Origin of the sequence: Rouxiella silvae (genome assembly GCF_002093625.1) — a bacterium.
In the GTDB taxonomy this organism is placed as follows: Bacteria; Pseudomonadota; Gammaproteobacteria; order Enterobacterales; family Enterobacteriaceae; genus Rouxiella; species Rouxiella silvae.
In genome coordinates, this window is record NZ_MRWD01000008.1 from 73,721 (window position 1) to 98,771 (window position 25,051).

General features: G+C 51.0%; 22 protein-coding genes. 7 read left to right on the forward strand and 15 right to left on the reverse strand.

Annotated features, from left to right (window positions below):
- Positions 1-100 precede the first annotated feature (100 nt).
- A complete protein-coding gene (gene sbcD / locus BS639_RS05015; RefSeq protein WP_055776674.1) occupies positions 101-1,357 on the forward strand; it encodes an exonuclease subunit SbcD in 1,257 nt (418 codons plus the stop codon).
- Positions 1,354-4,608 (forward strand): exonuclease subunit SbcC, encoded by a 3,255-nt coding sequence (sbcC, locus tag BS639_RS05020; protein ID WP_084982396.1) that lies wholly within the window; start codon positions 1,354-1,356, stop codon positions 4,606-4,608. Before sbcD ends, sbcC begins: the two co-directional genes overlap by 4 nt.
- A gap of 53 nt (positions 4,609-4,661) precedes the next feature.
- Here sbcC and BS639_RS05025 read toward each other — a convergent pair whose 3' ends face one another.
- The 4 genes from BS639_RS05025 to BS639_RS05040 form a co-directional block, all read right to left on the reverse strand.
- On the reverse strand, positions 4,662-5,903 hold the full coding sequence (locus tag BS639_RS05025) for an O-antigen ligase family protein (RefSeq protein WP_158086918.1): 1,242 nt from the start codon (positions 5,901-5,903) through the stop codon (positions 4,662-4,664).
- A gap of 11 nt (positions 5,904-5,914) precedes the next feature.
- The gene (locus BS639_RS05030; RefSeq protein WP_084982398.1) at positions 5,915-6,934 is read right to left on the reverse strand and encodes a glycosyltransferase family 8 protein; all 1,020 of its coding nucleotides are present in this window, start codon (positions 6,932-6,934) and stop codon (positions 5,915-5,917) included.
- A 149-nt stretch (positions 6,935-7,083) separates the two neighbouring features.
- Positions 7,084-8,124 carry an AraC-like transcriptional regulator QhpR gene (gene qhpR / locus BS639_RS05035; protein ID WP_228779452.1) on the reverse strand — a complete coding sequence of 347 codons (1,041 nt, stop codon included), beginning with the start codon at positions 8,122-8,124 and terminating at the stop codon, positions 7,084-7,086.
- A 246-nt stretch (positions 8,125-8,370) separates the two neighbouring features.
- Entirely contained in the window at positions 8,371-9,381 is a 1,011-nt protein-coding gene (locus BS639_RS05040; protein ID WP_084982399.1) for a phosphotransferase enzyme family protein, read from the reverse strand.
- Between the two features lie 269 nt (positions 9,382-9,650).
- Between BS639_RS05040 and BS639_RS05045 the strand changes: the two genes are divergently transcribed.
- Together BS639_RS05045 and eat are read left to right on the forward strand one after the other, a co-directional pair.
- Positions 9,651-10,964, forward strand: a complete 1,314-nt coding sequence (locus BS639_RS05045) for an aspartate aminotransferase family protein (protein WP_084982400.1) — start codon at positions 9,651-9,653, stop codon at positions 10,962-10,964.
- A gap of 115 nt (positions 10,965-11,079) precedes the next feature.
- A complete protein-coding gene (eat, locus tag BS639_RS05050; RefSeq protein WP_055776655.1) occupies positions 11,080-12,444 on the forward strand; it encodes an ethanolamine permease in 1,365 nt (454 codons plus the stop codon).
- 82 nt (positions 12,445-12,526) lie between these two features.
- Here the strand turns inward: eat and mak are convergent, their stop codons facing one another.
- Positions 12,527-13,447 (reverse strand): fructokinase, encoded by a 921-nt coding sequence (gene mak / locus BS639_RS05055; protein WP_084982401.1) that lies wholly within the window; start codon positions 13,445-13,447, stop codon positions 12,527-12,529.
- Between the two features lie 198 nt (positions 13,448-13,645).
- Between mak and rdgC the strand changes: the two genes are divergently transcribed.
- Positions 13,646-14,560 carry a recombination-associated protein RdgC gene (gene rdgC, locus BS639_RS05060; RefSeq protein ID WP_055776649.1) on the forward strand — a complete coding sequence of 305 codons (915 nt, stop codon included), beginning with the start codon at positions 13,646-13,648 and terminating at the stop codon, positions 14,558-14,560.
- Between the two features lie 95 nt (positions 14,561-14,655).
- Here rdgC and ppnP read toward each other — a convergent pair whose 3' ends face one another.
- The gene (ppnP, locus tag BS639_RS05065) at positions 14,656-14,946 is read right to left on the reverse strand and encodes a pyrimidine/purine nucleoside phosphorylase (RefSeq protein WP_055776646.1); all 291 of its coding nucleotides are present in this window, start codon (positions 14,944-14,946) and stop codon (positions 14,656-14,658) included.
- Positions 14,947-15,136: 190 nt separating this feature from the next.
- On the opposite strand from ppnP, the gene BS639_RS05070 reads away from it, so the two are divergent.
- Positions 15,137-16,030: a LysR family transcriptional regulator gene (locus BS639_RS05070; RefSeq protein ID WP_084982402.1), complete on the forward strand. Its 894-nt coding sequence runs from the start codon at positions 15,137-15,139 to the stop codon at positions 16,028-16,030.
- Here the strand turns inward: BS639_RS05070 and BS639_RS05075 are convergent, their stop codons facing one another.
- The 8 genes from BS639_RS05075 to BS639_RS05110 form a co-directional block, all read right to left on the reverse strand.
- Positions 16,031-16,708 carry an AroM family protein gene (locus BS639_RS05075; protein ID WP_055776643.1) on the reverse strand — a complete coding sequence of 226 codons (678 nt, stop codon included), beginning with the start codon at positions 16,706-16,708 and terminating at the stop codon, positions 16,031-16,033.
- A 4-nt stretch (positions 16,709-16,712) separates the two neighbouring features.
- Complete coding sequence (locus BS639_RS05080) at positions 16,713-17,642, reverse strand: DUF1177 domain-containing protein (protein WP_055776639.1); 930 nt, start codon at positions 17,640-17,642, stop codon at positions 16,713-16,715.
- A 158-nt stretch (positions 17,643-17,800) separates the two neighbouring features.
- Positions 17,801-19,396, reverse strand: coding sequence for an OPT/YSL family transporter (locus BS639_RS05085; protein WP_055776636.1), 1,596 nt, complete (start codon positions 19,394-19,396; stop codon positions 17,801-17,803).
- A 121-nt stretch (positions 19,397-19,517) separates the two neighbouring features.
- Positions 19,518-20,282, reverse strand: coding sequence for an IclR family transcriptional regulator (locus tag BS639_RS05090; protein ID WP_055776633.1), 765 nt, complete (start codon positions 20,280-20,282; stop codon positions 19,518-19,520).
- 357 nt (positions 20,283-20,639) lie between these two features.
- Positions 20,640-20,831, reverse strand: coding sequence for a YaiA family protein (locus BS639_RS05095; RefSeq protein WP_055776632.1), 192 nt, complete (start codon positions 20,829-20,831; stop codon positions 20,640-20,642).
- A 104-nt stretch (positions 20,832-20,935) separates the two neighbouring features.
- Positions 20,936-21,460: a shikimate kinase AroL gene (gene aroL / locus BS639_RS05100; protein ID WP_055776630.1), complete on the reverse strand. Its 525-nt coding sequence runs from the start codon at positions 21,458-21,460 to the stop codon at positions 20,936-20,938.
- 122 nt (positions 21,461-21,582) lie between these two features.
- Entirely contained in the window at positions 21,583-22,161 is a 579-nt protein-coding gene (locus BS639_RS05105; RefSeq protein WP_055776628.1) for a class I SAM-dependent methyltransferase, read from the reverse strand.
- Positions 22,162-22,603: 442 nt separating this feature from the next.
- A complete protein-coding gene (locus BS639_RS05110; RefSeq protein ID WP_055776627.1) occupies positions 22,604-22,879 on the reverse strand; it encodes a YdgH/BhsA/McbA family protein in 276 nt (91 codons plus the stop codon).
- Positions 22,880-23,230: 351 nt separating this feature from the next.
- Here BS639_RS05110 and BS639_RS05115 point away from each other — a divergent pair, with 351 nt between their 5' ends.
- On the forward strand, positions 23,231-24,154 hold the full coding sequence (locus tag BS639_RS05115) for a DUF808 domain-containing protein (protein WP_055776626.1): 924 nt from the start codon (positions 23,231-23,233) through the stop codon (positions 24,152-24,154).
- Between the two features lie 73 nt (positions 24,155-24,227).
- Here the strand turns inward: BS639_RS05115 and BS639_RS05120 are convergent, their stop codons facing one another.
- Positions 24,228-25,001 carry a class I SAM-dependent methyltransferase gene (locus BS639_RS05120; RefSeq protein ID WP_055776619.1) on the reverse strand — a complete coding sequence of 258 codons (774 nt, stop codon included), beginning with the start codon at positions 24,999-25,001 and terminating at the stop codon, positions 24,228-24,230.
- Between the last annotated feature and the right edge of the window lie 50 nt (positions 25,002-25,051).

Consider the following 25,051-nt stretch of genomic DNA (forward strand, 5'->3'; position numbering starts at 1 on the left):
ATATTCGGCTCGCTGATTTGTCATAAACACGATTTTTCAACGACATCGCCCGCCGTGGGCGTTTATACTTGCCGCTTGCAACCGCCACCGCGAGACCCTCATGCGACTGATTCATACCTCCGACTGGCATCTTGGTCAGTACTTTTTTACCAAGAGCCGCGCGCCTGAACATCAGGCATTTCTGACCTGGCTGATAGAACAGGTTGAGCAACATCAGGTAGATGCAGTGATCGTCGCGGGGGATATTTTCGATACCGGTTCACCGCCTAGCTATGCCCGCGAGTTGTATAACCGCTTCGTGGTCAATCTGCAAAAAACCGGCTGTCAGCTGGTGGTGCTGGCCGGTAACCACGACTCGGTCGCAACGCTTAACGAGTCACGAGAGCTGCTTTCATGCCTGAATACTCAGGTGATTGCCACCGTGGGCGAAGACCTTTCACGTCAGGTATTAACGTTGAATGACCGTCAGGGCCAGCCCGGCGCGGTGCTGTGCGCCATCCCTTTCCTGCGCCCGCGTGATCTGTTGGCCAGCCAGTCCGGACAGTCCGGCAGTGAGAAACAGCTGGCGCTGCAGGAAGCCATTGCGGCGCACTATTCTTCACTGTATCGAGCTGCGTGCGCGCGGCGAGACGCACTTGGCCTGCCCTTGCCGATTATCGCCACCGGTCATTTGACCACGGTAGGCGTGACCACGTCCGATTCAGTGCGCGATATTTATATTGGCACACTGGATGCCTTCCCCGCACAGGCGTTTCCGCCGGTGGATTATGTTGCCTTGGGCCACATTCATCGGGCGCAGAAAATCGCCAAAACCGAGCATATTCGCTACAGTGGTTCGCCGATCCCACTGAGCTTTGACGAAGCAAGTAACGATAAAAGCGTCTACCTGCTCGATTTCACCGGCGCTACGTTGAACAGCATTGAAACACTGGCGATCCCGCGCGCTCAGCCGATGGTCATCATCAAAGGCACGCTGGCCGAAATTGAAAAGCAGCTGCTTAGTTTTCAAAATGATGAACCGCAACACCCCGGTGAGTCACAGAAGAATGTCTGGCTGGATATTGAAGTTGCGACACAGGACTACCTGAGTGATATTCAGCGCCGCATCCAGAATTTGACCGATCCGCTGCCGGTTGAGGTGGTGCTGCTCCGACGCAGCAAGGAGCAGCGCCTTCAGGGTCTGTTGCAGCAGGAGAAAGAAACGCTGAAAGAGCTCAGCGTGAGCGAAGTCTTTGAACGCCGTCTGGCACAGGAAAATACGCCCGAAGAGGGACGTCAGCAGCGCATCCGCACCCTTTTCTCGCAGGTGTTAGAGCAGGTTGAAAGCGGGCATTCAGCGGAGGAAGGCGCACAGTGAAAATTCTCTCCCTGCGTTTTAAAAATATCAATTCACTGGAAGGTGAATGGAAAATCGATTTTACCGCCGAGCCCTTCGCCAGCAACGGTTTGTTTGCCATCACCGGCCCGACCGGCGCGGGAAAAACCACCCTGCTCGACGCCATCTGTCTGGCGCTGTATCACCAAACGCCGCGCCTCGACGTGACCCCGAGCCAAAATGAGCTGATGACGCGCCACACTGCCGACTCGCTGGCCGAGGTGGAGTTTGAGGTGAAAGGCATCGGCTATCGCGCTTTCTGGAGCCAGCGGCGCGCGGGTAATTCAGCAACCGGCAATCTACAGGCGCCAAAGGTTGAACTGGCGCTGTTGGCCGACGGCAAAATATTGGCCGACAAAGTGCGCGACAAGCTGCCGGCGATCGCCGAGTTGACCGGCCTCGACTTCGGGCGCTTCACTAAATCAATGATGCTCTCACAGGGGCAGTTTGCTGCCTTTCTTAATGCCAAGGCCAATGAGCGCGCCGAGCTGCTTGAAGAGCTGACCGGCACCGAAATTTATGGGCGGCTGTCTCAACAGGTGTTCGAGCGGCACAAACAGGCAAAAATTGACCTCGACCTGCTGCACCAGCGCGCCGCGGGTATTGAGCTGATGACTGACGAACAGCGCGGGCAACGGGAGCAGGAACGGGTGCTGCTTGCCACACGTGAGAAAGTACTGAGTCAACAAGCAGATCAACAGCAGAAGAGCCTCAACTGGCTACAGCAGTGGCAAAATATTGAGCAAAAAAACCAGCAGTATCGCCAACAACTGCTTGAGGTTGAGCAGCAGACTGCTTTAGCAGCGCCGAAGTTACAGCAGTTATCGCGCAGTGAACCGGCCGAAAAACTGCGTCCTTTATTGGCAGAACGCCAGCGTAATCAGCAACAACTGGCGAGTTTGCAGCAGCAAATAAACCAGCTTGCCGTTCAGCAGCAGCAAAAACAGACGGCGATGACCCCGCTGGCCGAAGGTCTGAAAAACGCTGAAAACGACCTAAAACTGCTGCATCAAGAGAAATTACGCGAAGAGAAGCTGATCGACGAGCAGGTTCAACCCCTAGATAATGCGACGGCCAAGGCTCAGGAAAAACGGAGTGAGCTGCAAAAGGATCGCGCGGATCAACAGAGCAAGCAGCAAAAAATCAGTCAGGATCGACAAAAAATCAATGCCGAACAGGCTCAGCTCGCGCAACAGAGCAGCCAGTTTAGTGCTAAAGAGGCCGAACTCACCGCCGCGGTTAATCTGCACATGCAGCAGCAGACAGCACTGGAGGCCCAGTCGCCGCTGGCCGCGCTGCGCCAACGTCAGATTGAACTAACAGAGTCGCGTCCCGTTCGCCTCACACTTTCCACGCTGAACCCGCTTTATCAGCAGGTAACCCAGCGCATTATTAATCAGCAGCAAGAGTTGAAGACGCAACAGGCAGAGTTAACGGCCTTTGAGCAACGGCTGATCGAAATTCGGGCACAGTTTAAACAGCACAAACAGCATCAGCTTGATGTTGAGAAGATTTTGCAGCAAGAACAGCTGATCGTCCGCCTCGAGGCCGAGCGCGCCAGGCTACAAACCGGTGACCCCTGCCCACTTTGTGGATCAACCTCACACCCGGCGATCGCTGAATATCAGGCGGTGACGCCTTCTGAAACCGCACGGCGAGTTGATGAAATGCGTCAGGAAACGGAGCGTTTGCAAACTGCCGGTACAGATCTGCGCGCCCGTACTGAATCACGTAAAGAACAGCAACTGCGACTGCAAAATGTGCTGGATCAAGACATCAAACAGCAGGCGGACTACTTCACGCAGTGGCAGCAGGCCTGTGCGACGCTCTCTCTGAGCTTCAGCCCTCAGGAAGATGACGCACTGAAAAACTGGCTCCGCGAGTGTGAACAGGAAGAACGCAGCGTCCAGCAAACGCTTCGTCATTATGATGAGACTTCTCAGGCGCTACAGCGTGCCAAAGAGAATCTTTATGCGGCGCAAAACGAGCAGCAAAAGGTGCAGCAGCAGGTGTTATTGCTGGCAGAACGCAGCACCACGCAGCAAAAAATTCTTTCGGAATTAGAACAGCTTGTGAAGCTGCTTGATAAACAGATCGCAGAAAATGAGCAATCATTAGCCCAACTTGGCGCGCAGCGTAAAGAAATCTTCGGTGACAGACAAATTATTCAGGTGCGCGAGCAACTGAGCCAACGGCTTAAAAGCGCGGAACAGGCCCACCTTCTGGCCCAGGAAAGCCTTAAAAACTTACAGCAACAGCTCGACCAGCTCTCGGGGCAGCTCGTGAGCCAACAGCAGCAGTTGCAACAGAGCGAAACAAGTCTGCAATTGGCTGAAATTCAATGGCAGCAGGCGCTAGCGACCAGTGAATTTATTGATGAGCAAGCCGTGCTAAATGCCCTGATTGATGAAACATTGCGCCAGCAGTTACAGCAGCTCAAAGAGGAATTGCAGCAGCAGCAGACGCAGGTCCAAACCTTGCTACGTCAGTCGGTTGAGCAGTCTGAACAGCATTTGCAATCGCGCCCTGACGGAGTGAGCGCTCAGGAAACTGAACCCGAGATCCTCTCCAGGCAACTTGGTGAACTCGTCGAGCAGCTCAGAACGCTGCAGCAGCGCCAGGGAGAAGTAAATAGTCAATTGTTGGATGACAGCCAACGTCAGGCCGGTCAGCAGGCGCTGTTTGCACAAATTACCCAGTCACAGGAGCAGTTTGATGACTGGAGCTATCTCAACCAAATCGTCGGTTCCAGCGACGGGGCTAAATTCCGTCGATTCGCTCAGGGATTAACCCTCGAACATTTAGTTTATTTGGCCAACAAGCAGATGGATAAACTGCACGGGCGCTATTTCTTGCAGCGAAAAACCAGCGATGCGCTGGAGCTGGAAGTGGTAGATACCTGGCAGGCGGACGCGGTACGAGACACGCGTACGTTGTCTGGCGGGGAGAGCTTCCTGGTGAGTCTGGCGCTGGCGCTGGCCCTGTCAGACTTGGTCAGCGATAAAACCCGCATTGACTCACTGTTCCTTGATGAGGGCTTTGGCACGCTGGATGCTGACACCCTCGACACCGCGCTCGACGCGTTGGACAGCTTAAACGCCAGCGGTAAAACGATTGGCGTAATAAGCCATGTGGAAGCGATGAAGGACCGTATTCCGGTGCAGATCAAGGTTAAGAAGGTGAATGGATTGGGCATCAGCCGTCTGGATAATGAGTACAAAGTTAATGCTTAACGGCTGACGGGTTAATATCGGCCAATGCGTGAGAACGGATTGGCCGATATTATTTAATGCTGTTTTTTCTTCATCAGCGGGAATGAAAGCGCAAGTGCAATAATGATAACCAGCACAGTATTGCTCTGAATCAGCACCGTATCCGCTATTCCAAGGATAAAGACCGGCAGCATAATAAATAAGGTGCCGTAATTTTCAAGCGCGCCCTTACGTAAAGAGAAGTAGAAGCCTGAAATAAAGAACATCATCAAAGACACAAAACCGCAGATCCCCTGCAAAGAGAAGGTTTCGAGTAAATCATTGTGCAAGTGATAAACCACATTACGTTTTGCTTCAGGATTACCCCTTTGGTATTGGTCAATGTAGTCGATGGCTTTCTTATAACGCTGGTCGACAGACTGGCCTAAAAGACTCGGTTCAATACTGTGGACTCCCGCGCTCCACATAGAGAATCTGGCTCCGATCGAGGTGTCGTTATTGGTGCTGTACTCGGTAATCTCAGTACTAATTTGTGAAATACGGTCCCAAGCGAGATACACGACCGAGGAGGCCGAAAGTACGATCACCAACACCAGTGAAATCTTTATTTTCAGACTGACACAGCGGTAATAATAGGCAAAGAACACGGCATACAGTAGGGGTGCCAATATTATTGCGGAGCGGGTTTGCGTCATGACAATCATGCCCATCGCCGTCAGAAAAGCGGCGACTAATAACAATACCGAGATGAGTCCGTCTTTGAAACAGGCCCGGATAGCAATGATCAGCACCATAGAATAAATAACCGCAAGATAAGCACCGGTTGTGGCTGCATCCGAGGTCCACTTATCCCTCATCCCTTCCTTACTGAGTGTTAAATCTCCGTGCCAAAGCGACATAAAGAAGCCTAGGAACATAATGATCAAGCTTAGCTTAAGAATATTTTGCTTAAGTAAAGTGCGATACTGATAAAAATAAAACAGTAAAAAAGCAGCAATCATAAACCGTTTACCGCCGGTAAAGTAATTGCTTCGAATATCACCAAACTCGGTATGCTTAAAAATCAGGCTCCAGGATAAACGGCTGGCTCCGACCAAAAACAGCGTGACAAAGAAAAAGAGTGCAGGTTTATCCAACGACTGTATAGAACGATGTTTGTAAAAGTAAATTGCCGTGTAGATAAACGAAACATAGCTAACCAGGTAGAAAATCTTTTCGGGATAGCCACGAACGAAGAGATCCATCGAGATGGCACAAACCAGCGCCAAAAAACTCAAATTATAGATAAAAACGGACTTTTTTGATTCAAGTATCAATTTCAAGATCCTTACTTGTAATAGCGCAGCAGGTAATAGCTGAGGTACCATTTAATGCCGCTAAAAAAAGCTCGCTCTTTAAAACATAGCTTATACATTTTTTTAGCCTGTTGGTCCGTTCTAGGTTTATCAAACGGCAGCGCTGACCAAGCTGACTGCTCATGCAGCCGACGGTAATACTGGGTAGCGGCCTGCTTGTTCCACTGCTGCCACGGCTTATCAATACCAGCATAGTGTAAAAAAACCGTATCTTTATCCGGCATATGTGCATAATCGGCAGATTGGTGACCCAGCTTAAAAATTTGGTTGTATTTCTGCTCTGCAAAGGCGACCTGTCCTTCCAAAACAATGTTAAGCGCGTCTTGGTCCATATAGGTAAACTGCTTTCCTCGAGATTCAAGCAGCGAAATAACGCGTTCAGTGATATGACTTTCTCGCCACTGGTGCGTATTGATCAATAAAACGCCAGAATTAAAATAATGGTTATATTTCATAGCAAGACTGGCCGCTAGTTGTGACGCAGCATGAGGTTCCTCATTCACGACGACGGCTATTTTATTTTCGCATTCAGCATGGTCAAAGAGTGCGGTAAAAGAATTAAGACAGACTATATCGGCATCCAGATACAGCACATGACGCTCTTCGGCCAAAATGTAAGGTGCGAGGAGTCGATAATATATCGCGTGGGGAAATACGTCTGTGGCGTGTAATTCACTAAAGGCTGTTTCAGGAAGTGTATGAGTATGAATAACGTGAGAGGAACCTGCCAAAATGTTATTAAATAAGTCGGCGTATTCGTTTCCATTTTCGCGGGTAATGATATGAAAATGAAGACAAATATTTTCACTGTTATTAATAATTGATTGAATTGCTAACAAAGCATGCCGAGTGAAACTGCCGTCGACGCCAAAAGCAATGTGGTAATTCGATAACGCATTGTTATTTAACTCACCAAAATAAACACATTCACTAATATAATCTTTATTGCCTGAAGGATTTTTTAGGAATCGGTCTATTGTTATATTTTTCATCGCTAATCTTCAGGGCACTTAACTTGGCTGTATTTTATGAATAATAACATGGCTCTGGAGGCAATACGAGTCAGGAAATGTAGCTGTTTAAATTTTGTATAATTTCAATGCATCTGAGATGGCCAGGCCGTAGACATTGAAAGCAGCGTTTAATGCTGCCTTTCTTGACGCCATTGACGCGGGCTCACGGCAAACCAGCGGCGAAATGCGCGTGAAAATGCGCTAACTTCAGAATACCCCAGCAGCAGTGCCATCTCGGAGATAGGTAACTGTTGCTGCTGTAAATAATGTGTCGCCAACTCGCAGCGCACTTTGTCCACCAGCACGGTAAAAGTCAGGTTTTGCTCGCGCAGCCTGCGCTGTAAAGAACTTGGTGACATCCCCATTTTGTCGGCGACGTCGTCAAGAACAGGTTCACCCAGCGTAAGCGTCTGCCTGACCTGCGAGCGTGCACGATCCACGACCGACTGCTGCGAAATATTATCAACGTTTAAACGACGGATAGCGTCCTGCATCACCAGCAGCAGCGTTTGATCCTGCTCAGGCATCGACCGCTGAAGACTGCTTTTGCCAATCAGCAGCGAGTTGTAAGGTTGATCAAAGTAGACCGGTGCGTCAAACACCTTACAGTGCTCGTGCCAATGCTCCGGACGCGGATGCTCAAAATGCACCTCTCGCGGCGCCCAATTTTTACCTAAACCATGACGCAGCAGGTTTAGGATCATCCCCAGTGTCAGCTCGGCATCCTGACGCTTACTTAGAATGCCACCGTGGCGAACCTGATAGTCAAAGCGGTAATATTCACCTTTGTCCACCAAACGGGTCAGAGTGTTATGCTGATGAAAAGGAAAGGCATTAACGACATTTTGCAACGCAGCCTCTGCCGAAGATGAACAGAGACCGATGTAGCCTATTAGGCCTAATGACTGTGGTTTGAACTGCTTGCCGTAATGCAAACCGAAGTTATCACAACCCGACTGTCTCGCCGCTTCTTCAAGTACCTGACAGTAGTTGGTCAGGCCCAGACTTAACGTAGGCCGTTGTAAAAGCTCGGGATCGATATGGCAGATCCCCAACACACGATCGACATCAGCGCCTTTGCTGATAATGAAATCACTCAGCCCGCTGGCCGCAGCGGCCAGTACTCCCCGATTGCTATTCCTATCAGCATCAGTCTGGCCAAACATCATCGATTGCCGTAATACGTCTGTCTGCATTGAGGCTTCCATTTTCATTTGATAAGTCTGCTTAATCGCAGCAGGTGATCTTTCATCTATCCTGCAATTTCCATACCAGTATCTATACAGTTAAGGAAAAAAGAGAAGACTATCAATCGATTGGCTTAAAGGAAGTCAGATAAGACAGCAGAAATGGGCTTACACACGCATCAAGTTAAAGAAACACTGCACGTAAACCGTGCAGTGTGGTCGGAATCGCTAGCTTACTGACAGTGAACACTCTTGGGTTTCGAGATAGGTCTGACACAGTTTCACACTGTCGGTGACCCATTCTCCCCCAAGGCTGACAGCCATTTCAGTGGTCGCGTGCGATCCCACCCAGGCCAGCAGTTGAATACGACGTTGGATAATCATCGTTGGGATCACCGCTAAATCCTCTTCACTTAGCGGACAAACGCGTTGATAACCTGCCAGCCAGTGCTCGACCCACTCCTGCGCCCGCGGATGATGTTCTACGAAACTTATCGCTGCGGCCGCATCATGCATGTACCAGCCCATCCCACAGTCGTCAAAGTCGATCACCCGTGTTTCACCTTTGTGCAATAGCAGATTAGTCAGGCGAAGATCCGCATGGATCAGCCCATAGCGCCGGGTGCTTTTGCCGTAGCGCTCTAAAATACGGCTGACTCGACTCAGCGTTTGTTCGACAATCGATCTGTCTTGCGGCTGCAAACCCGGTGCATCCTGCCATCTTCCCCAATGCCCCTGCGCGCCAATCATCGTTTGGTGGTCCCAGACTATGCGCGCAAAACCGGCGGGTTTTTGCCAGCGCCGACTGTGTTGATGCAGATGGGCCGTTACTTCACCCAACTGTGCAAACGCGCGTGGGTCCACCTCGGTGGTCGGCATTTCTCCCTCAATCCATTTAAAAAGCACTACGTGGCGGCTTTCATGAGCATTCAACGCTAGCGTTTGCACTCGCTCTCCGTTTAGCGTAACCAGCGCTTCCGGCACCTGAATACCGGTTTCTCTTAAGCTGTCGAGCCAGGTCAGTTCGCTCTCAATTTCATGGTGTTGATGATAATCGTCGCGATGTACGCGCAGCGCTAGGCGATTTCCATCGGCCTGACGCACTAGGAAAGTGGCATTTTCGGAACGGCAGATGAGGGACAGTTCTCCCTGCAACCTGTCGGAATAGTTTTTCAGCGCCAGTTCAGCGAGCTGGTGCAGGCTAGCGTTGTCCAGGGTATCAGACTGTTTGGCATTCATCAGGGTCACTCCAGGCAAGGGGATAAGGGCTTGTGCTATCAGAATGAAAGCACCGACTTTTCTGTGCTTGACTGAGGAGGACCCATTGTTGACTTCAGACAGTGAAAACGTCGCTAAGCAGGTCAACTTGACTTCGGCGTGCAGGGTTGAGCGCTCTAGGGTCAAGTTTTGTGGCGTTGTGGGGTGCATTATCGAGACAACTTCACTTGCCGGATGGCGTGAGTCAACCGGAAAAAAATCGGGATCTACCCGTCAGGAGATAATCTATAATGTTGAAAACCAATGCTTTTGATGCCGCCGCTAGCGAGAATGTATCCCAGTCAGCACGTGAGATGATTGAACGCCGTCGTCGCCTACTCGGTCCTGCTTATCAGCTGTTTTACAAGAATCCAGTGCATCTGGTGCGGGGAGAAGGCGTATGGGTTTTTGACGCCGCAGGCAAAAAGTATCTTGACGTCTACAACAACGTGCCTTCAGTGGGCCACTGCCATCCCTACGTGCTGGAAGCGCTTATCCGCCAAGCTTCAACGCTGAACACCCATACGCGTTATCTTCACGACAATGTACTGAATTTCGCCGAAAAACTGGTATCAACCATGCCACCGGAGTTGAGTCAGGTGATGTTCACCTGTACTGGCAGCGAGGCAAACGATCTGGCGCTGCGCATTGCAGAAGATTTCACCGGCGGAACTGGCGTTATCATCACTGAATTCAGCTACCACGGCATGACCAAAGCGATTGCTGGGCTTTCGGCTTCAATGGGGCCTTACGTCAAAGTCAACGGCGATGCTCGCGTTATTCCGGCTCCTGTACATAACCCTGCTAATCCTGCGGCAGTAGGCAAAAAATTTGCCGCTGACGTACGCGCAGCACTGGCCGACATGCGCCGCCACGGCATTAAGCCTGCCGCACTGATGATTGACACTTTCTTTACCAGCGATGGCGGATTCTTTGACCCCGCCGGTTTCCTAAAAGAAGCGATCGATGAAATTCACAAGGCCGGGGCGCTGTATATCGCCGACGAAGTTCAGCCGGGATATGGCCGCTCGGGTGAGCACATGTGGGGCTTCCAGCGTCATGGCGTACTGCCGGACATCGTCAGTCTTGGCAAGCCCATGGGCAACGGTCACCCGATGGCCGGTATCACCATTAAGCCGCATATTCTCGAACGTTTCGGCAATGAATCGAGCTATTTCAATACTTTTGGCGGTAATACTGTGTCTTCGGCGGTCGGTTTGGCGGTGCTGGAAGTTATTGAACAGGAAGCGCTTATTCCAAGTGTGGGCCGTGCAGGTAAAGCAATTCTTGACGGTATCAGTGAGTTGTCGACCCGTTTCCCGGCTATCGGTAGCGTGCGTGGTGCAGGTTTGTTTGTTAGCGTAGATTTCACCACTGCCGAGGGTGAACCGGACTCGGCAACGGCATTGGCCGTCGTTAACGCCCTGCGCGACGAGGGGGTGCTGATTGGCGCATCCGGCCCGCACGCCAACATCCTAAAAATCCGCCCTCCGTTGGTATTTACCGCCGAGCACAGCCAAATTCTGGTCGAAAGTTTGGAAAAAGTGCTCAGTAAGATGTTCTAAAAAAATCACAAAGCAGTAATAAGTGAATTTCACGGCACCGCGTTGATAGTGATGCGGGCCGTTTTCACCGCCAGATCTGGCGGGGGTGCTGTTCATTAATCCTCAGGAGTACAACATGACAACACAGCTTAAACCGACGCTGGGCACTCTGCACCTTTGGGCCATTGCCGTGGGACTGGTTATTTCTGGTGAATATTTTGGCTGGAGCTACGGTTGGGGGGTCGCCGGAACGCTAGGCTTTTTGGTGACTACGCTGATGGTTGCCACCATGTACACTTGTTTTATCTTTAGTTTTACAGAGTTAACCACCGCAATTCCACACGCCGGTGGCCCATTCGCCTATAGCCGTCGCGCTTTTGGTGAAACCGGCGGATTGATAGCCGGCATGGCAACACTGATTGAATTTGTGTTTGCCCCACCGGCAATTGCCTTGGCAATTGGTGCCTACCTCAACGTACAGTTTCCAGACCTGAATCCCAAGGTGGCCGCGCTTGGTGCTTATATCATCTTTATGGCGATGAATATTTTAGGGGTTAAGCTCGCCGCAATGTTTGAACTGGTGGTGACCGTGTTGGCAGTGCTTGAACTGTTAGTTTTTATGGGCGTAGTCGCGCCGGGCTTCAGCTTTAGCAACTTCGTACTCAACGGTTGGTCCGGCGGCGAACATTTCGGCCTGCCGGCTGTATCCGGTATTTTTGCTGCTATCCCCTTTGCTATCTGGTTTTTCCTGGCGATTGAAGGCGCTGCCATGGCCGCGGAAGAAGCCAAAGACCCAAAGCGTACTATTCCTAAAGCCTATGTCAGCGGTATTTTGACACTGGTCGTACTGGCCATTGGCGTGATGATTATGGCTGGGGGCGCTGGGGACTGGAGCAAGCTTGCCAACATCAACGATCCCCTGCCACAGGCGATGAAAATGGTGGTAGGTGAACACTCTAACTGGATGCACATGCTGGTCTGGATTGGGCTGTTTGGCCTGGTTGCCAGCTTCCACGGCATTATTTTAGGCTATTCACGCCAGTTTTTTGCCCTTGCCCGCGCGGGGTATCTGCCTGAAGGACTGGCGAAACTTTCCCGTTTCCAAACGCCGCACCGTGCGATTATTCTTGGCGGTGTGATTGGTATCGCCGCTATATTCAGCGACGGCGTGGTCAATCTGCAGGGCATGTCACTGACGGCGGCAATGATAACGATGGCGGTATTCGGTGCTATCGTGATGTACATCATGAGCATGCTTAGCCTGTTCAGACTGCGCAAAACTGCGCCGGAGATGGCACGCAGTTTCCGGGCACCGGGTTATCCCGTCGTACCCGCTATCGCTCTGATTCTGGCGGTCGTCTGCCTGGTTGCCATGGTGTGGTTCAATTTAGAAATTGCCGGTATTTTTGTGGCGTTTATGCTGGTCGCCTATCTCTACTTTGCAGCAACCAAAGCACAGCGCGATGCCGCCGCACCGGACGCCATGCTTTCGGGAGAGTAAGGAGGATGGCCTTGTATAGTCGTTAATCTTTTGAAGATGGCCTGCAAACTATGCAGGCCATCTTTTTCATTCTTTCAGACATTTACAATGAAAAGCGGTCCTGCGGCCACAGCCACGCAGCGCCGCGTACGCCGCTAGAGTCACCGTGAACGGCCTTGAGAACCGGTGTTTCGCACTCGCCGCCAAACACCCATTGCCGGATGAGCAGAGGCAAGGTGCTATAGAGCCTGTCGACATTGCTCATTCCACCGCCGAGCACGACGACGTCGGGATCAAGAATGTTAATAATGTTGGCCAACGCCTTCGCCAGTCGACGCTCATAGCGGCCAAGGGCGAGCTCCGCAACGGGGTCTTCTTGTGCGACCAGCTTGATAATTTCGGCTCCCGTCAGGCGCTGCCCGGACAGGCGGAAGTAATCTTCGGCGAAACCAGTGCCCGATACAAAAGTCTCGATGCATCCCGATTTACCGCAGTAGCACGGCACTTCCTGCTGGAAGCGGAACTCGTCTTCGTCCAGCCAAGGTAGCGGATTGTGTCCCCATTCACCGGCAATACCGTTGCCACCCGCATGCGCCGCGCCGTCAAGCGCAACGCCGGAGCCACAGCCGGTGCCGATAATCACCGCAAAGACCGTTTTTTTGCCCGCACCTGCGCCGTCGGTGGCCTCAGAAACAGCCAGGCAGTTAGCGTCATTGGCGATGCGCACCTCACGTCCTAGCAACAGTGAGAGGTCCTCGTCCAGCGATTGTCCGTTTAACCATACTGAATTGGCATTTTTGACTTTTCCCGTGAAGGGCGAAAGCGTACCGGGAATGCCCAGCCCAACGCTGCCGTGATGCCCAGTGGCCTGCTCGGCGTCGTCAACGAGTCCTTTAATCGCTTTCAGCGTGCGCTCATAGTCATTGCGTGGCGTGTCCACGCGCTTGCGAAACAGCTCATGACCTTCATCAGACAGCGCGATCACTTCAATTTTAGTGCCACCGAGATCGATACCAATACGCACAAGATTTCTCCATTGCCGGTTATTTTTATTCCTTAAGTCTATAACAATATTGACTGAATGAAGGGTTAAGCGCTCCTAAAAGGCTTCCTGCATACAAGCTCATTTTTCTTAAGGACTGATGACGCTCAATTGGTTATCATGCCGCCCTGCTTACCATTTATTTGCACGCTACGAGCGTGACGAGACAGGGATAACATCATGTTATGGTTTAAAAATTTATTGGTCTACCGCTTAAGCCGTGAAATCTCACTGTCTGCTGACGAGATGGAAAAACAGCTGAGCGCCTTCACTTTTACACCCTGCGGCAGCCAAGATATGGCGAAAACAGGCTGGGTATCCCCGTTGGGCTCACAGGGAGGCGATGCCTTAACCCACGCCAGCGGCGGTCAAATTCTTATTTGTGCGCGTACTGAAGCTAAAATCCTGCCCTCTTCGGTGGTCAAGCAAGAGCTGAATACCAAGATCGACCAAATTGAAGGCGAACAACACCGTAAGCTTAAAAAGACTGAAAAAGACTCGCTGAAAGACGAAGTGCTGCACACGCTGATGCCGCGCGCCTTTAGCCGTTTTAGCCAAACCTTAATGTGGATTGACACCGTCAACGGCCTGATTATGGTTGACGCCGGCAGTGCCAAAAAAGCCGAAGACATGCTGGCGCTGCTGCGTAAAAGCCTGGGTTCGCTGCCGGTCGTGCCGTTAACCATGGAAAGCCCTATCGAACTGACGCTGACCGAGTGGGTTCGCTCCGGTGAGACGCCTGCCGGTTTTGCGTTGCAGGACGAGGCCGAGCTGAAAGCAATTCTGGAAGAAGGCGGCGTGATCCGCTGCAAGAAGCAGGCGCTGGTCAGTGACGAAATTGCTAATCATATTGAAAACGGCAAGCTGGTCACCAAGCTGGCGGTTGACTGGCAAGAGCGAGTTCAAGTGGTATTGGCTGACGACGCCAGCATCAAGCGTCTAAAATTTGCCGATATTATTCGCGAACAGAACGACGATATCGACAGAGATGATTTCGCAGCACGTTTCGATGCCGACTTTATCTTGATGACCGGCGAACTGGCAGCCTTAATCAAGAACCTGATTGAAGCTCTGGGCGGCGAAGCACAGCGTTAGTCGTAGATTTAAGCGTCTAACGAGATGAGTTGCGCGGGTAACGTAGCGCGCAACTCATTTAAAACCAGGCAAACTTCGCCCAGAGGGAAAACCTATTACTTGGACAAGTACTTACAGAGATAAGAGCTGGTCTCAGGAACTTGCAGGTTAAACTCGCTGTTACCCGGCACGTAGAAGGTCTCACCCACCGTAAAGGTCTGCCAGCCTTCAGAACCTGGCAGCAGAACAATCAAGGTGCCGCTAACAACGGTCATTTCTTCTGGTTTAGCGGTGCCGAAGGTGTACTCGCCTTTTACCATTACGCCAACGCTAAGTGCGCCGAGGCTGTCGCTGTCGAAACCAATCGACTTCACTTTCCCTTCGAAATACTCATTATTTTTCAACATATAGATTGGCCCTTAGCGATAAATATTCACATTTCAAGAATCATCATAGTAGGGTCAGAAGCTGGCATCTGTCACTGATTTTTATTGTCGAGTTAGCGTCTGTCGAGGTATCCCGCAAAGCCGTTATCCGTTGATTGATTTTAAGGTCATCAGATGCGATCCTGAAAAATTCCACTATGCAGGTTTGCTCATGCCGTTACCGCCGGATATTCACCGCCTACTGCCTGCTTTTCTGAGTGCGGCGCAAAATGATAATTTTTCAGCGGCCGCTCGCAAACTCGGCGTAACCCCTGCCGCCATCAGTAAGAATATTCGTGTACTCGAAGAGAAACTGTCGCTGCGGCTGTTTGCCCGCAACACCCATAGCGTGGTGCTGACCGATGAGGGAAAAGCCCTGCTTCAGGAGGTTGAGCCACTGTGGCGTGCGCTCTCATCAACGCTTGAAAATGCTGCCTCCTCAAATCGCCAGCCCTCGGGCAGTGTCAGAGTCAGCGCTATTCCCGGTTTTGCGCAGCAGCAGCTAATACCCCTCCTGCCGAACTTTTTGGCGCAGTATCCTGAACTAAATCTCGACTTGGCGCTTGATGCCCGAGTGGTCAATCTGGTCGCTGAAGGTTTTGACGTCGGCATTGGCAATCGCGTTGACCCCGACAGCCGTCTGATTGCCCGTCAACTGAGGCCCATGCGCACGATGTATGCCGCCTCCGCCGACTATTTGTCCCAACATCCGCCGCTTAACACGCCGCAGGATTTAGTGCACCACTCCTGTCTTTTACACCGTAATGCTTCGACTAATCAGATAATTAAGTGGGATTTAGCAGATAGTGTTCCACAGGGTGAACTCAGCGGGCGCGTGGTTTCTACGCGGCCAGAATCATTGATAAGCTCGGCGATAAACGGCTTGGGCGTGGTGGGGGTTGCTGGTTGGTATATTGAGCCACATTTAAAAAGCGGGGCGCTGGTGCCGGTTCTAGAGGACTTTTGGACGGCGGGCGTACCACTCTGGCTGTATTACAGCAGCGCGGATTTACCCCCCAGAGTCAGAGTCTGGGTGGATTTCATTCTTGAGCACTTTCAACCGTAATTAGAGCAGCAGTTCGGCGGCCAGTTTAACGACCAGCGAATTCGATAGCATCACCGGTACATCGAGGTGTTTCTGGATGATGTCGCAGTGGCTGCGCTGATAACCGATGCAATCGAGCAATACCACCTGAGCGCCCTGATCCTTAAGAGAAAGCGCTGCCTTGATGAGCGTTTGTTCATCGGCAAGATACGGACTGGCGGTGGCGTAACACGGTTTTTTAGCCAGCTTGCTCCACTTACCCGCCTGATGCTCTATTTGCTCAACAACCGGCACTAAAATACCAACCTGATGCTGACCGACAATCCCGTTAATCAGCGGCGGAATGATCCTGTCAGGCTCTAGCAGCATCGCCTGCTGTGCGCGCAGGTTATGGAAAACACCGGTACACAACAGCAGGATCGTGTCGCATCCCTGACTTTCAAGCCAGTCGATTTTTTCCTGCAATGCCACCTCAACGCGCGGCGACGCCAAACGCACCTGAGTGCCGTCCAACAGGCGTGATACCAGCACGTCTTCTCCCGGTTCGGGTGCAAAACGCTGTTCGATTTGCGCCAGAGTCAGGCCGTCTAGCAGACCGGTGTGGGTCACCAGCTCGGGAGGAAGATACTCGTCAAGCAGCGGCATAATGTCGCTACGTGGCGCCTGCCCGATGGTCAGGGTAGCAAAAGAGGTCATCATCTTTTTAGTCTCTGCTTTGCAGGTGACGCAAGCTTCCGTACAGCGACAACAACAGTTGATATTCATCGGCATCATAGAAATGACAGGTGCCGCGGCCGAACTCTTTTGCGACTTCAACAGCAAATTTTACTGCCAGCGCAATGTCAGTTTCATGGCTGGCACCGGTGCCGCAGCCTGGTACGACCGATTCAGCGGTGATGGCTACGCCAACCACCGGGACCGTCGTGGCAGTAGATGGTTGTAGAATGCTGTTGAGGTGATGAACACCGTTGCCGTAAGGCGTGATGTCCTGAGTGGTTATCGGGAAGGTGACTGCTGGACGACCGCTGGTCATCTCCATAATGCGCAGCAAATCTTCTGAAACACGCAGAATGTACCCCTCTTTCACCGTGGGCGACAACGCATAACCTTTATGGTTGATGATGCGGTTGCCCTTGGTGGTGTCGATGGAGAGAATCGCGTCAACGCCGTCCACCACTTCATTGTCGTTCATGGTTACGTCATCGATAGGCGAGTCCATGAAATCAACGGGGTCATGAGGACGCGTCGGGGCATTCGGGCAAATGTGGGTGGTGATAATCACATCGCCCACCAGCACGTCGCCTTTACGCTGCATCTCGGCAAGTTTCAGCGCGCTGCTAATCGCGGCAATCGCGCCGTCGGCATCAGAAACGACGCCAATGCGCGTAGGTCGCGCGCCGATCCCGCCCAAGCGGCCGATAATCCCCAGCGTTGGTGCAGCACCGCCCTGAATTTTACCCGCACTGCCCGGAAGGGTGATGCGCACAAAATCGGTCGCGCCTTTTGTACCGGTGACGCGATGCGTGCTGGCAGTAACAGCAGGATAATCGGCAAACAGATTGACGACGTCCTGACCGCTGACGTGGGCATTGTCGATCAGTTCAAATACGGTAAGGGTTTGCAGTAAACTCATGGCATATTCCTCTAAACCACGCGGCTGACGCACAGGGCGCAACGGCTAAAACAACCGCGTTTATCGACTTTCTTTGAAAGCCGTTTTATTTATTAATATGGCTCGTGGGAGCCCTGGTGTTGACGCATTTTTCGTTGATACAGATTGTCGAGATTCGATTACTTACTTTTGGCACTAAAAATGGAGTTAAAGAAGCTGTACAGCGCATCTCCGGCGATAAAACCGGCGGCGAGGATTTCCATTGGTGTACGGCCTTTTTCACCCCAGATACGAATAATGATGATACGCAGCACGATGCCCAGTACCACGGCGTAACCGGCCATCACGCTGTTAATCAGCAAACCGGTCGCAAGCAGTACGCCCAACTGGCGCTTAGGTCCACCAATAAGCTGGATCAGTGCGCCCGGAATAGCCCATATCAACAGGCTGTGAGCGATGCCAGGCTGTGCACCGGCTTGAATCGTTTTGGCGTAGACTCGGGCCACAGGGGGGACCAAATCTTGAGCGAAATAGCCGATGTGGGCAAACCACACCACCGGAATGGCAATGAGAAACGCAATCAGTGCGGCAAACAGCTGAATGCGACGTCCGGCCAACTCGGCATGCAAGTCTTTTCCATAACCGCGCAGAATAAAGCCCGCTTTCAGGTCAAAGCCCATGTCGGCAAATGCCGGGCCGGTTGCTGCCGTAAAACCAGTAAGAATACACAGTGCGACAGGCGGAAAGCCCAATAGAATCCCGACGATCAGGGTAATCAGCGCCACGGCAAAGGCCGGGAACCAGCCCGAGTGCATAGCGGCAATGCCGACGATCAACTCGTGGAAGAAGGCGGCAAAAGCGGCATAAATAATGAAGCACACCAGCATAGTCACCGACATTTCAGTGTATATACCGCCGGCCAGTGCTAATGCTGCGGCAATAGCAACATAGCCGAAAGCACCCAGTCCCAGCGCTTTGCGAACTTCGTTTCCTGACTGGGTAAACGTCGCCTTGGCGTCGGCATGTTTGCTGCGAATGACCTGGATCACCTGGAACAGTGAAACCAGACCGGCCCCCACCATCATGCCGTGCGGAATGTATAAGGCATTAATATCAATCCCGCCAATCGGTTGCGCATAAGCACGGATCAGCAGGCCAATGCCAAACATGCTCAGCGCCCAAATATTGCCGATAAACGCCGTGCCGAACGCGGCCATCGGTATTTTAAGCATCGCGCCGCCCAGCCCGATAACCACGCCCACCAGCAGCAGCCAGGCCTGACGTCCGCCTTTATCACCGGCTTTAATTGCCTCGGCAGCGGCGACGCCCGGAGGCCACGCGTTGCTAGCAGGGAAGACTTTGGTATCGAACATGCGGTAGAGCAAATACGCATCAAGCAGCATCGCGGCCGATACGCCGAAGAACATGGGTAAAATCAGCTGCGGCTGCCCCATCACGTAAGGAATAGCGATGGGCATCAGCAAACTGTTTGCCGCACCGAAGGTCGCGGATGAGATAACGGTTTGTGCCAGGTTCTGGGTATGAATAGAACGATAGCGCTGGAACGCCTTCAGCGGAATGCGCGCCAACAGCATGGCAAACAAGGCGCCGATAATTGAGGTATTAGGCGTCACCCCGAGAGTGGTAATCAATTGAACGCCAATAATCGCGCCCAATATTGAAAGCAGAATCATTACAGCCAGCGTGCCGACTTCTTTTAACGGATTATAGCTTCCGTCGGTCACCTTGCTCTCACTCCCGGTATTGCCTGTCATATAGTCCCCTGGTGTTGGCGAAAAAAATCAAGAAATTCCTGGTGTTGGCGCGATATTATTGACTCGTATCCGCGCTTTTTATTGCGTAATTAATCAAAAATACTACCGGTCCGTTATTGGTCTATTGCCAATACTCATCACCTAACTTTTCGGCAAGTTGCCGAGTTACCGCTAAAATACCTTCGCGAATTCCGGCGGGTAATTCATGGCCATCGTGCGGAGAAGGGAAAGATAAACACATTCCCACCGTTTCATCACGATGCTTGTTCTGAAGACTGGTCGCCATCGTACTGATCCCCAATAGAGTCTCATTATTGGCATAAGACCAGCCTGACTCGCGAATTGCTGCCAAACACTTCAGCAGTTCATCCAGCGTCTGTGGCGAATTCGGCGAATTAACCCGATAACCTTCGCGATAACGCTCAACCACTTCACTGTCGGTATATCTGGCTAAAATGGCTCGGCCAATTGCCGACTCTGCCGCCGGTAATAGGCTGCCCGCTGGCGTAACTACCTGCAAATATGTCCGTCCCGGAAACATTCGCATCACCATGATATCTCGACCTTCGAGCATCGAAATGTAACCGGTGCACTGCGTTTGCTTGCTCAACAGCGCCATATACGGCGATGCGGCATCGACTAACGGCGTAGACAAATAATGGCTAGATACTGCCAGCAGCAAGTGGCCAATCTTATAAAGCCGCGTTTCTGGATCCCGCTCGAGCAAACCCTGCGTCTCCATCGTCATCAGCAGCCGAGAAACCGTACTTTTCGGCAAACCCAGCTGTTCAACAACATCGCTGAAAGAGAGACCGGGATGCCCCTGTCTGATCCCTTTCTGTGCAAAAAGCTTTAGCACTGCGGAAGCATTTTCTAATGTTGTCACGGCACCAGTTCCACTATTAGGAACTCAGTTCCTGATTAAGATGACTAAAAACTAAAGCTGATGCGTATCAGCGTCAAGTTGTTTATTTTTTATGAGGGTATAAAAAGCAGTGAATGATAATTTTCATAACGGAAATGCAGGAAATTTAACTTAAGTAACCTGTAATTTTTAGTGAAAAATATTATCAATTCCCGCACAACCAGCCTGTTACTCTGTTTTTAAGAGAAACGTTTCGATGGTTAAATAAAGAGATTTAGGAGGGATTTTAATCGACATTAACGCGTTCTCATATGAACAAGCACCGCCGTCATGCCGGTTAACAGCCAGCGTAAAAGCAGTGCTCATTTGAGTAATCGACTAATCGCCGTTTTCATCTTCGTAGCGTCGTTTAGAGTCTTTCGCTTCTTGTTGAGTTTTATGTTCGCTAATCAGCGTATCGGGCTTCGGGTGGTCAGCGCGCAGCTGGTACCAAGTTTCAGTTTGGCCAGGCAGCCCTTTTTCAACGGTGATAATTTCGGCTTTGCGGGGATACGGTGGTTTAGATGGCATGGGAACTCCTGTAAGTAATCACGTGTACATTGAGTATAGACAATGGGTGATTATTACCGGGAGTGGGAGGCTAAGAAGCCTCCTAAAAGATCTGGGGTGTAAATTTAGCGCGCGATTTGCAGAGCGAGGGCGTCGAGGATGTCTTCGACGATAGCGGAAGGCTGATGAGTGCCGTCCACCACGAAATGCGCCGCCTCTTGATATAAGGCCTCGCGTTGGTTTAATACCTCAGAGATCTCTTCGTTGATAGGTTTACCCGTTAACGTGGGGCGTTGATCTTCCTGTGGGGCATCTTCGAGGCGGTGCGCCAGCGTGCTGGCGGGAGAACGAAGATAGATAACCTGTCCTTTCTCGCGCATAAACTGACGGTTTTCTTCGGCCAAAATTACGCCACCGCCGGTGGCAACCACCGTGTTGGGTGCGCTGATATTTTGCAGAGCCTGAGTTTCACGACGGCGGAAACCTGACCAACCTTCACGCGCGACAATTTCAGCAACGCTAAGTTGAGAGGTTTGAAGCAGGTAGATATCAGTATCGACGAAGTCGTAGCCCAATGTCTGTGCGAGGGCTCTGCCGACCGTTGTTTTACCTGCGCCACGAGCGCCTATCATGAAAATGGGTTGCGTCATTACCACTATCCTTAATGTGCCTGGAACATCTTTTAACCTGCATGGCATCATACCGATAAAAATCGAATAGGCAATCCCTGTAAACGCAGTGTAATAAATTATTTACACCCATATCCCTTTATTTATAGTGGCTTACATACATACACCAAAGCCGGTGGAAAGTTTTTCACTACACGTATTTTTTTCCAACTAAAATAACGCGACAGCATCTTCTCGGAAAGATGGCTGTACTGGAACAAAATAAGCTCACCGTTGTTCTGCTTCAGGCGCTGCTGGGCGCGTTGCAGAATCCGCATGCTGATGCGCGTAGGAATAGAGAGCAACGGCAAACAGCAAAAAATGGCGTCAAAGTCACCTTCGAGATGCTCGGCTGAATGGCCCATCACCTGCAGTCGGCGGTCATCCAGTAAATTAAGCTTATGGATAAAGTTAGGTTGTATTTCAAATGCCTGCAGCTGCGCATCGGCACGCATTTTACCCAGTATCCGTTTGGTGAGCACGCCGTCAGCGGCACCAAACTCGGCAATTTTTAGCGTCTTCGTCCAATCCACCTGGTTGACCATCGCTTGGCATAGCCAAGGTGATGAAGGCGCCAGCGTACCGAAAGTGCGTGGTGAAGAGATAAAATTCTGCAAATAGGAGAACTGGTTTTTAATCGTCAATCTGGTCGCATTGATAGTAAGTCTTGTCGCATTCAGCATATTTGTAACCCCCTGGGGAAGTAGACCACTATCACACAGAAAAATTCTTAAGGAATAATTAATTGCGCTAATTATTTTTGACTAACCACGTAAACGCCACTTCTATATAAGAAAGGTCTTAATTAACGTTGTTTTAAGATGCTTTCGGAATATTGATAGGGAATTAAAATACCTTACCTTGCAGATTTTTACATAAGCCTAAAATAGCGGCATAGCATAAGAGGGGAATAATAGCAGAAACAGCGAACCTGAGGGGGAATAAAAAAGAGTAAAAACGAATGTGTAATAGCGTGAAATTGAAAAACATGTCGGGATAGACAGGATATTTTTAGGCCGTTGCAGGGAGACTAAACAGGTAACCGTCGGATGAGACACAGGAGACAGAGGCCGCTGGCGCAACCTCTATTAGAGGGTAATCTCCACACCCGACGGTGTATTCTTCTTAACGATAAAGCTCAACGCTGGCGCGGGACAGACTTGAGTCGCCTGGAGTGCTCACGCCGATAATACGGTAGTGAGTTGCGCCCTCTTGGCTGGCTTTTTCATTCACTGCAGCTTTCAGGCTCATATCTGCGGTGTTGTCCTGACGAACATCAACGACGCCGAGTGATTGATAATTATTGGTTTGTACCTGAGCTGCACTGATTTCGCTCGCGGCCAAGGCTGAGAATGATGCGGTAGTAATTAACGCTGCTGCAAAAATAGGTAAAATTTTCATGATTTTTCGCCTTAAAGTTTTTATTGAGTTTCGGATAACTCGTCGATGTTTAATTAGCAGGATGTTGTCCTTGGAATTAATTATCGTTCATTAAACGAAAGGCGGCGTAATCAGATGTAAAGAAATTTAAGATTTATGACGAAAATAAGGAGGGAATAATATAAAACATTACCAGCCTTCGATAATGTAATAAAAAAGCACGTTTATGGTGCAGAAAATCATAATGAAGGGTTAAGAAGTGGGTCAACGCGAGACAGATTCGCACAAATCGACGCCCCATAGCAATCGCTGTTATTATTCTTTTAAACGAACAAAACCTATAACCAGAAAATTCAGACCAAAGGGAACTTTATGGCCGGAACCAGTCTTTTAGCGTTAATCGATGATATCGCATCAATTCTTGATGATGTCGCGGCAATGAGCAAAGTTGCCGCAAAAAAAACCGCCAGCGTACTGGGAGACGATCTGGCGCTGAATGCGCAGCAGGTCTCTGGCGTTAAGGCTGACCGCGAGCTGCCCATTGTGTGGTCCGTCGCCAAAGGGTCACTGCTCAATAAAGCTATCCTCGTTCCTCTCGCCCTGCTCATCAGCGCCTTTGCCCCTTGGGCTATCACGCCTTTGTTGATGGTGGGCGGCGCTTACCTCTGCTATGAAGGCTTTGAAAAGGTTGCGCATAAATTTATGCCGCATGACAACGCGGACGAGGCAGAGAAGAAAAATCAGCAAAAAACCGCACCAAAATCGGATGCCGAATTGGCCAAAATGGAAAAAGAGAAAGTTAAGGGTGCTGTGCGCACCGACTTTATTCTGTCTGCGGAGATCATTGTTATTTCACTGGGCACCGTCTCCTCTGCGCCTTTTGTCGATCAAGTTATGGTCATGGTCGCTATTGCGGTCGTGATGACCCTAGGCGTTTACGGCTTGGTGGCGGGAATTGTAAAAATTGACGACGCGGGCCTTTACCTGAGCAAACTGGGCGGTGAAAGTGCCTTTATGCGCGCCGTGCGAGGTTTCGGTGGCGGCATTGTCAATGCCGCACCGTGGTTGATGAAAACCCTGTCGGTAGTCGGTACCTTCGCCATGTTTCTGGTCGGCGGGAGTATTATCAGCCACGGTCTGCCGTTTATGCACAGCCTGCTCGAATCGTTGACCGAAGGCCATCAGGGCTGGGTAAATAGCCTGATAACCGGCGCAACGGATCTGGCGGTGGGCATTGTGGTCGGTGCCGCGGTGCTGGCAGTGGTCTCTCTTGGCAGCAAGCTATTTAAAAAATAACCTCCGCCTACGCCAATCGTTTACTCGTCATCCATCAAAGAAAAACGGGCCAGTCTGTGGCCCGTTTTTTTCGCTAACGCGATTTACCTGCTTCAATAAATACCGTATCCGTTTCAAAGGTGCCTTCGGCCTGAATGGCGAAATAATGAGTCACCTCATCTGACATCACCTTTTGCAACTCTCGGATCGCTACCACGAAATGCTGCGGCGTTTTCAATCTTGCCACCCAACTGCTGAACTCCAGAGTTAATCTATCCGTGCCCAACTGACCAATACTCAATCCGGCATCATTGAACATTTGCAACCATTCACCGGTGGAATAACTTCTCACGTGTGAGGTATCACGCAGTTTCTCGACGGTTTGCAGGTAAATATCCAATACAGGATGCCCCGGCGAACAGGTATCCATCATCACCACTTTGCCACCCGGTTTCAGAATGCGGCGCACTTCCCGCAGCGCCCGACCCACGTCGTGCCAGTGATGGGCTGAATAACGGCTGATAACAATATCCACGCTGGCATCCGCAAAAGGCAAGACTTCGGCATATCCCTGCTGTACCTCTATATTGGTAAGTCCTTTATCCGCCGCAGCGTGCTCGACCACTTTCAGCATCTCTGCGGACAAATCATAGGCAATAACCTTCTTGGCAAATCGGGCGGCTGTGAAGCTGGCGTGCCCTGCCCCACAGCCTAAATCTACCACCACGGCATCAGAGAATGGCCCAAGCAGAGTCGCCAGTTTTTCCAAATCGGCCCCCTGCGCGTGAACCTTGCTGGTTAAATAATTATGAGCGTTTGGGCTGAACTGCTGACTAACACTCTGCGTATGGCTATTTTTGTTATCCATGGGCTTCTCTTCTTTCGATAGATGATGAACTCAAAAACACTCTATACTGC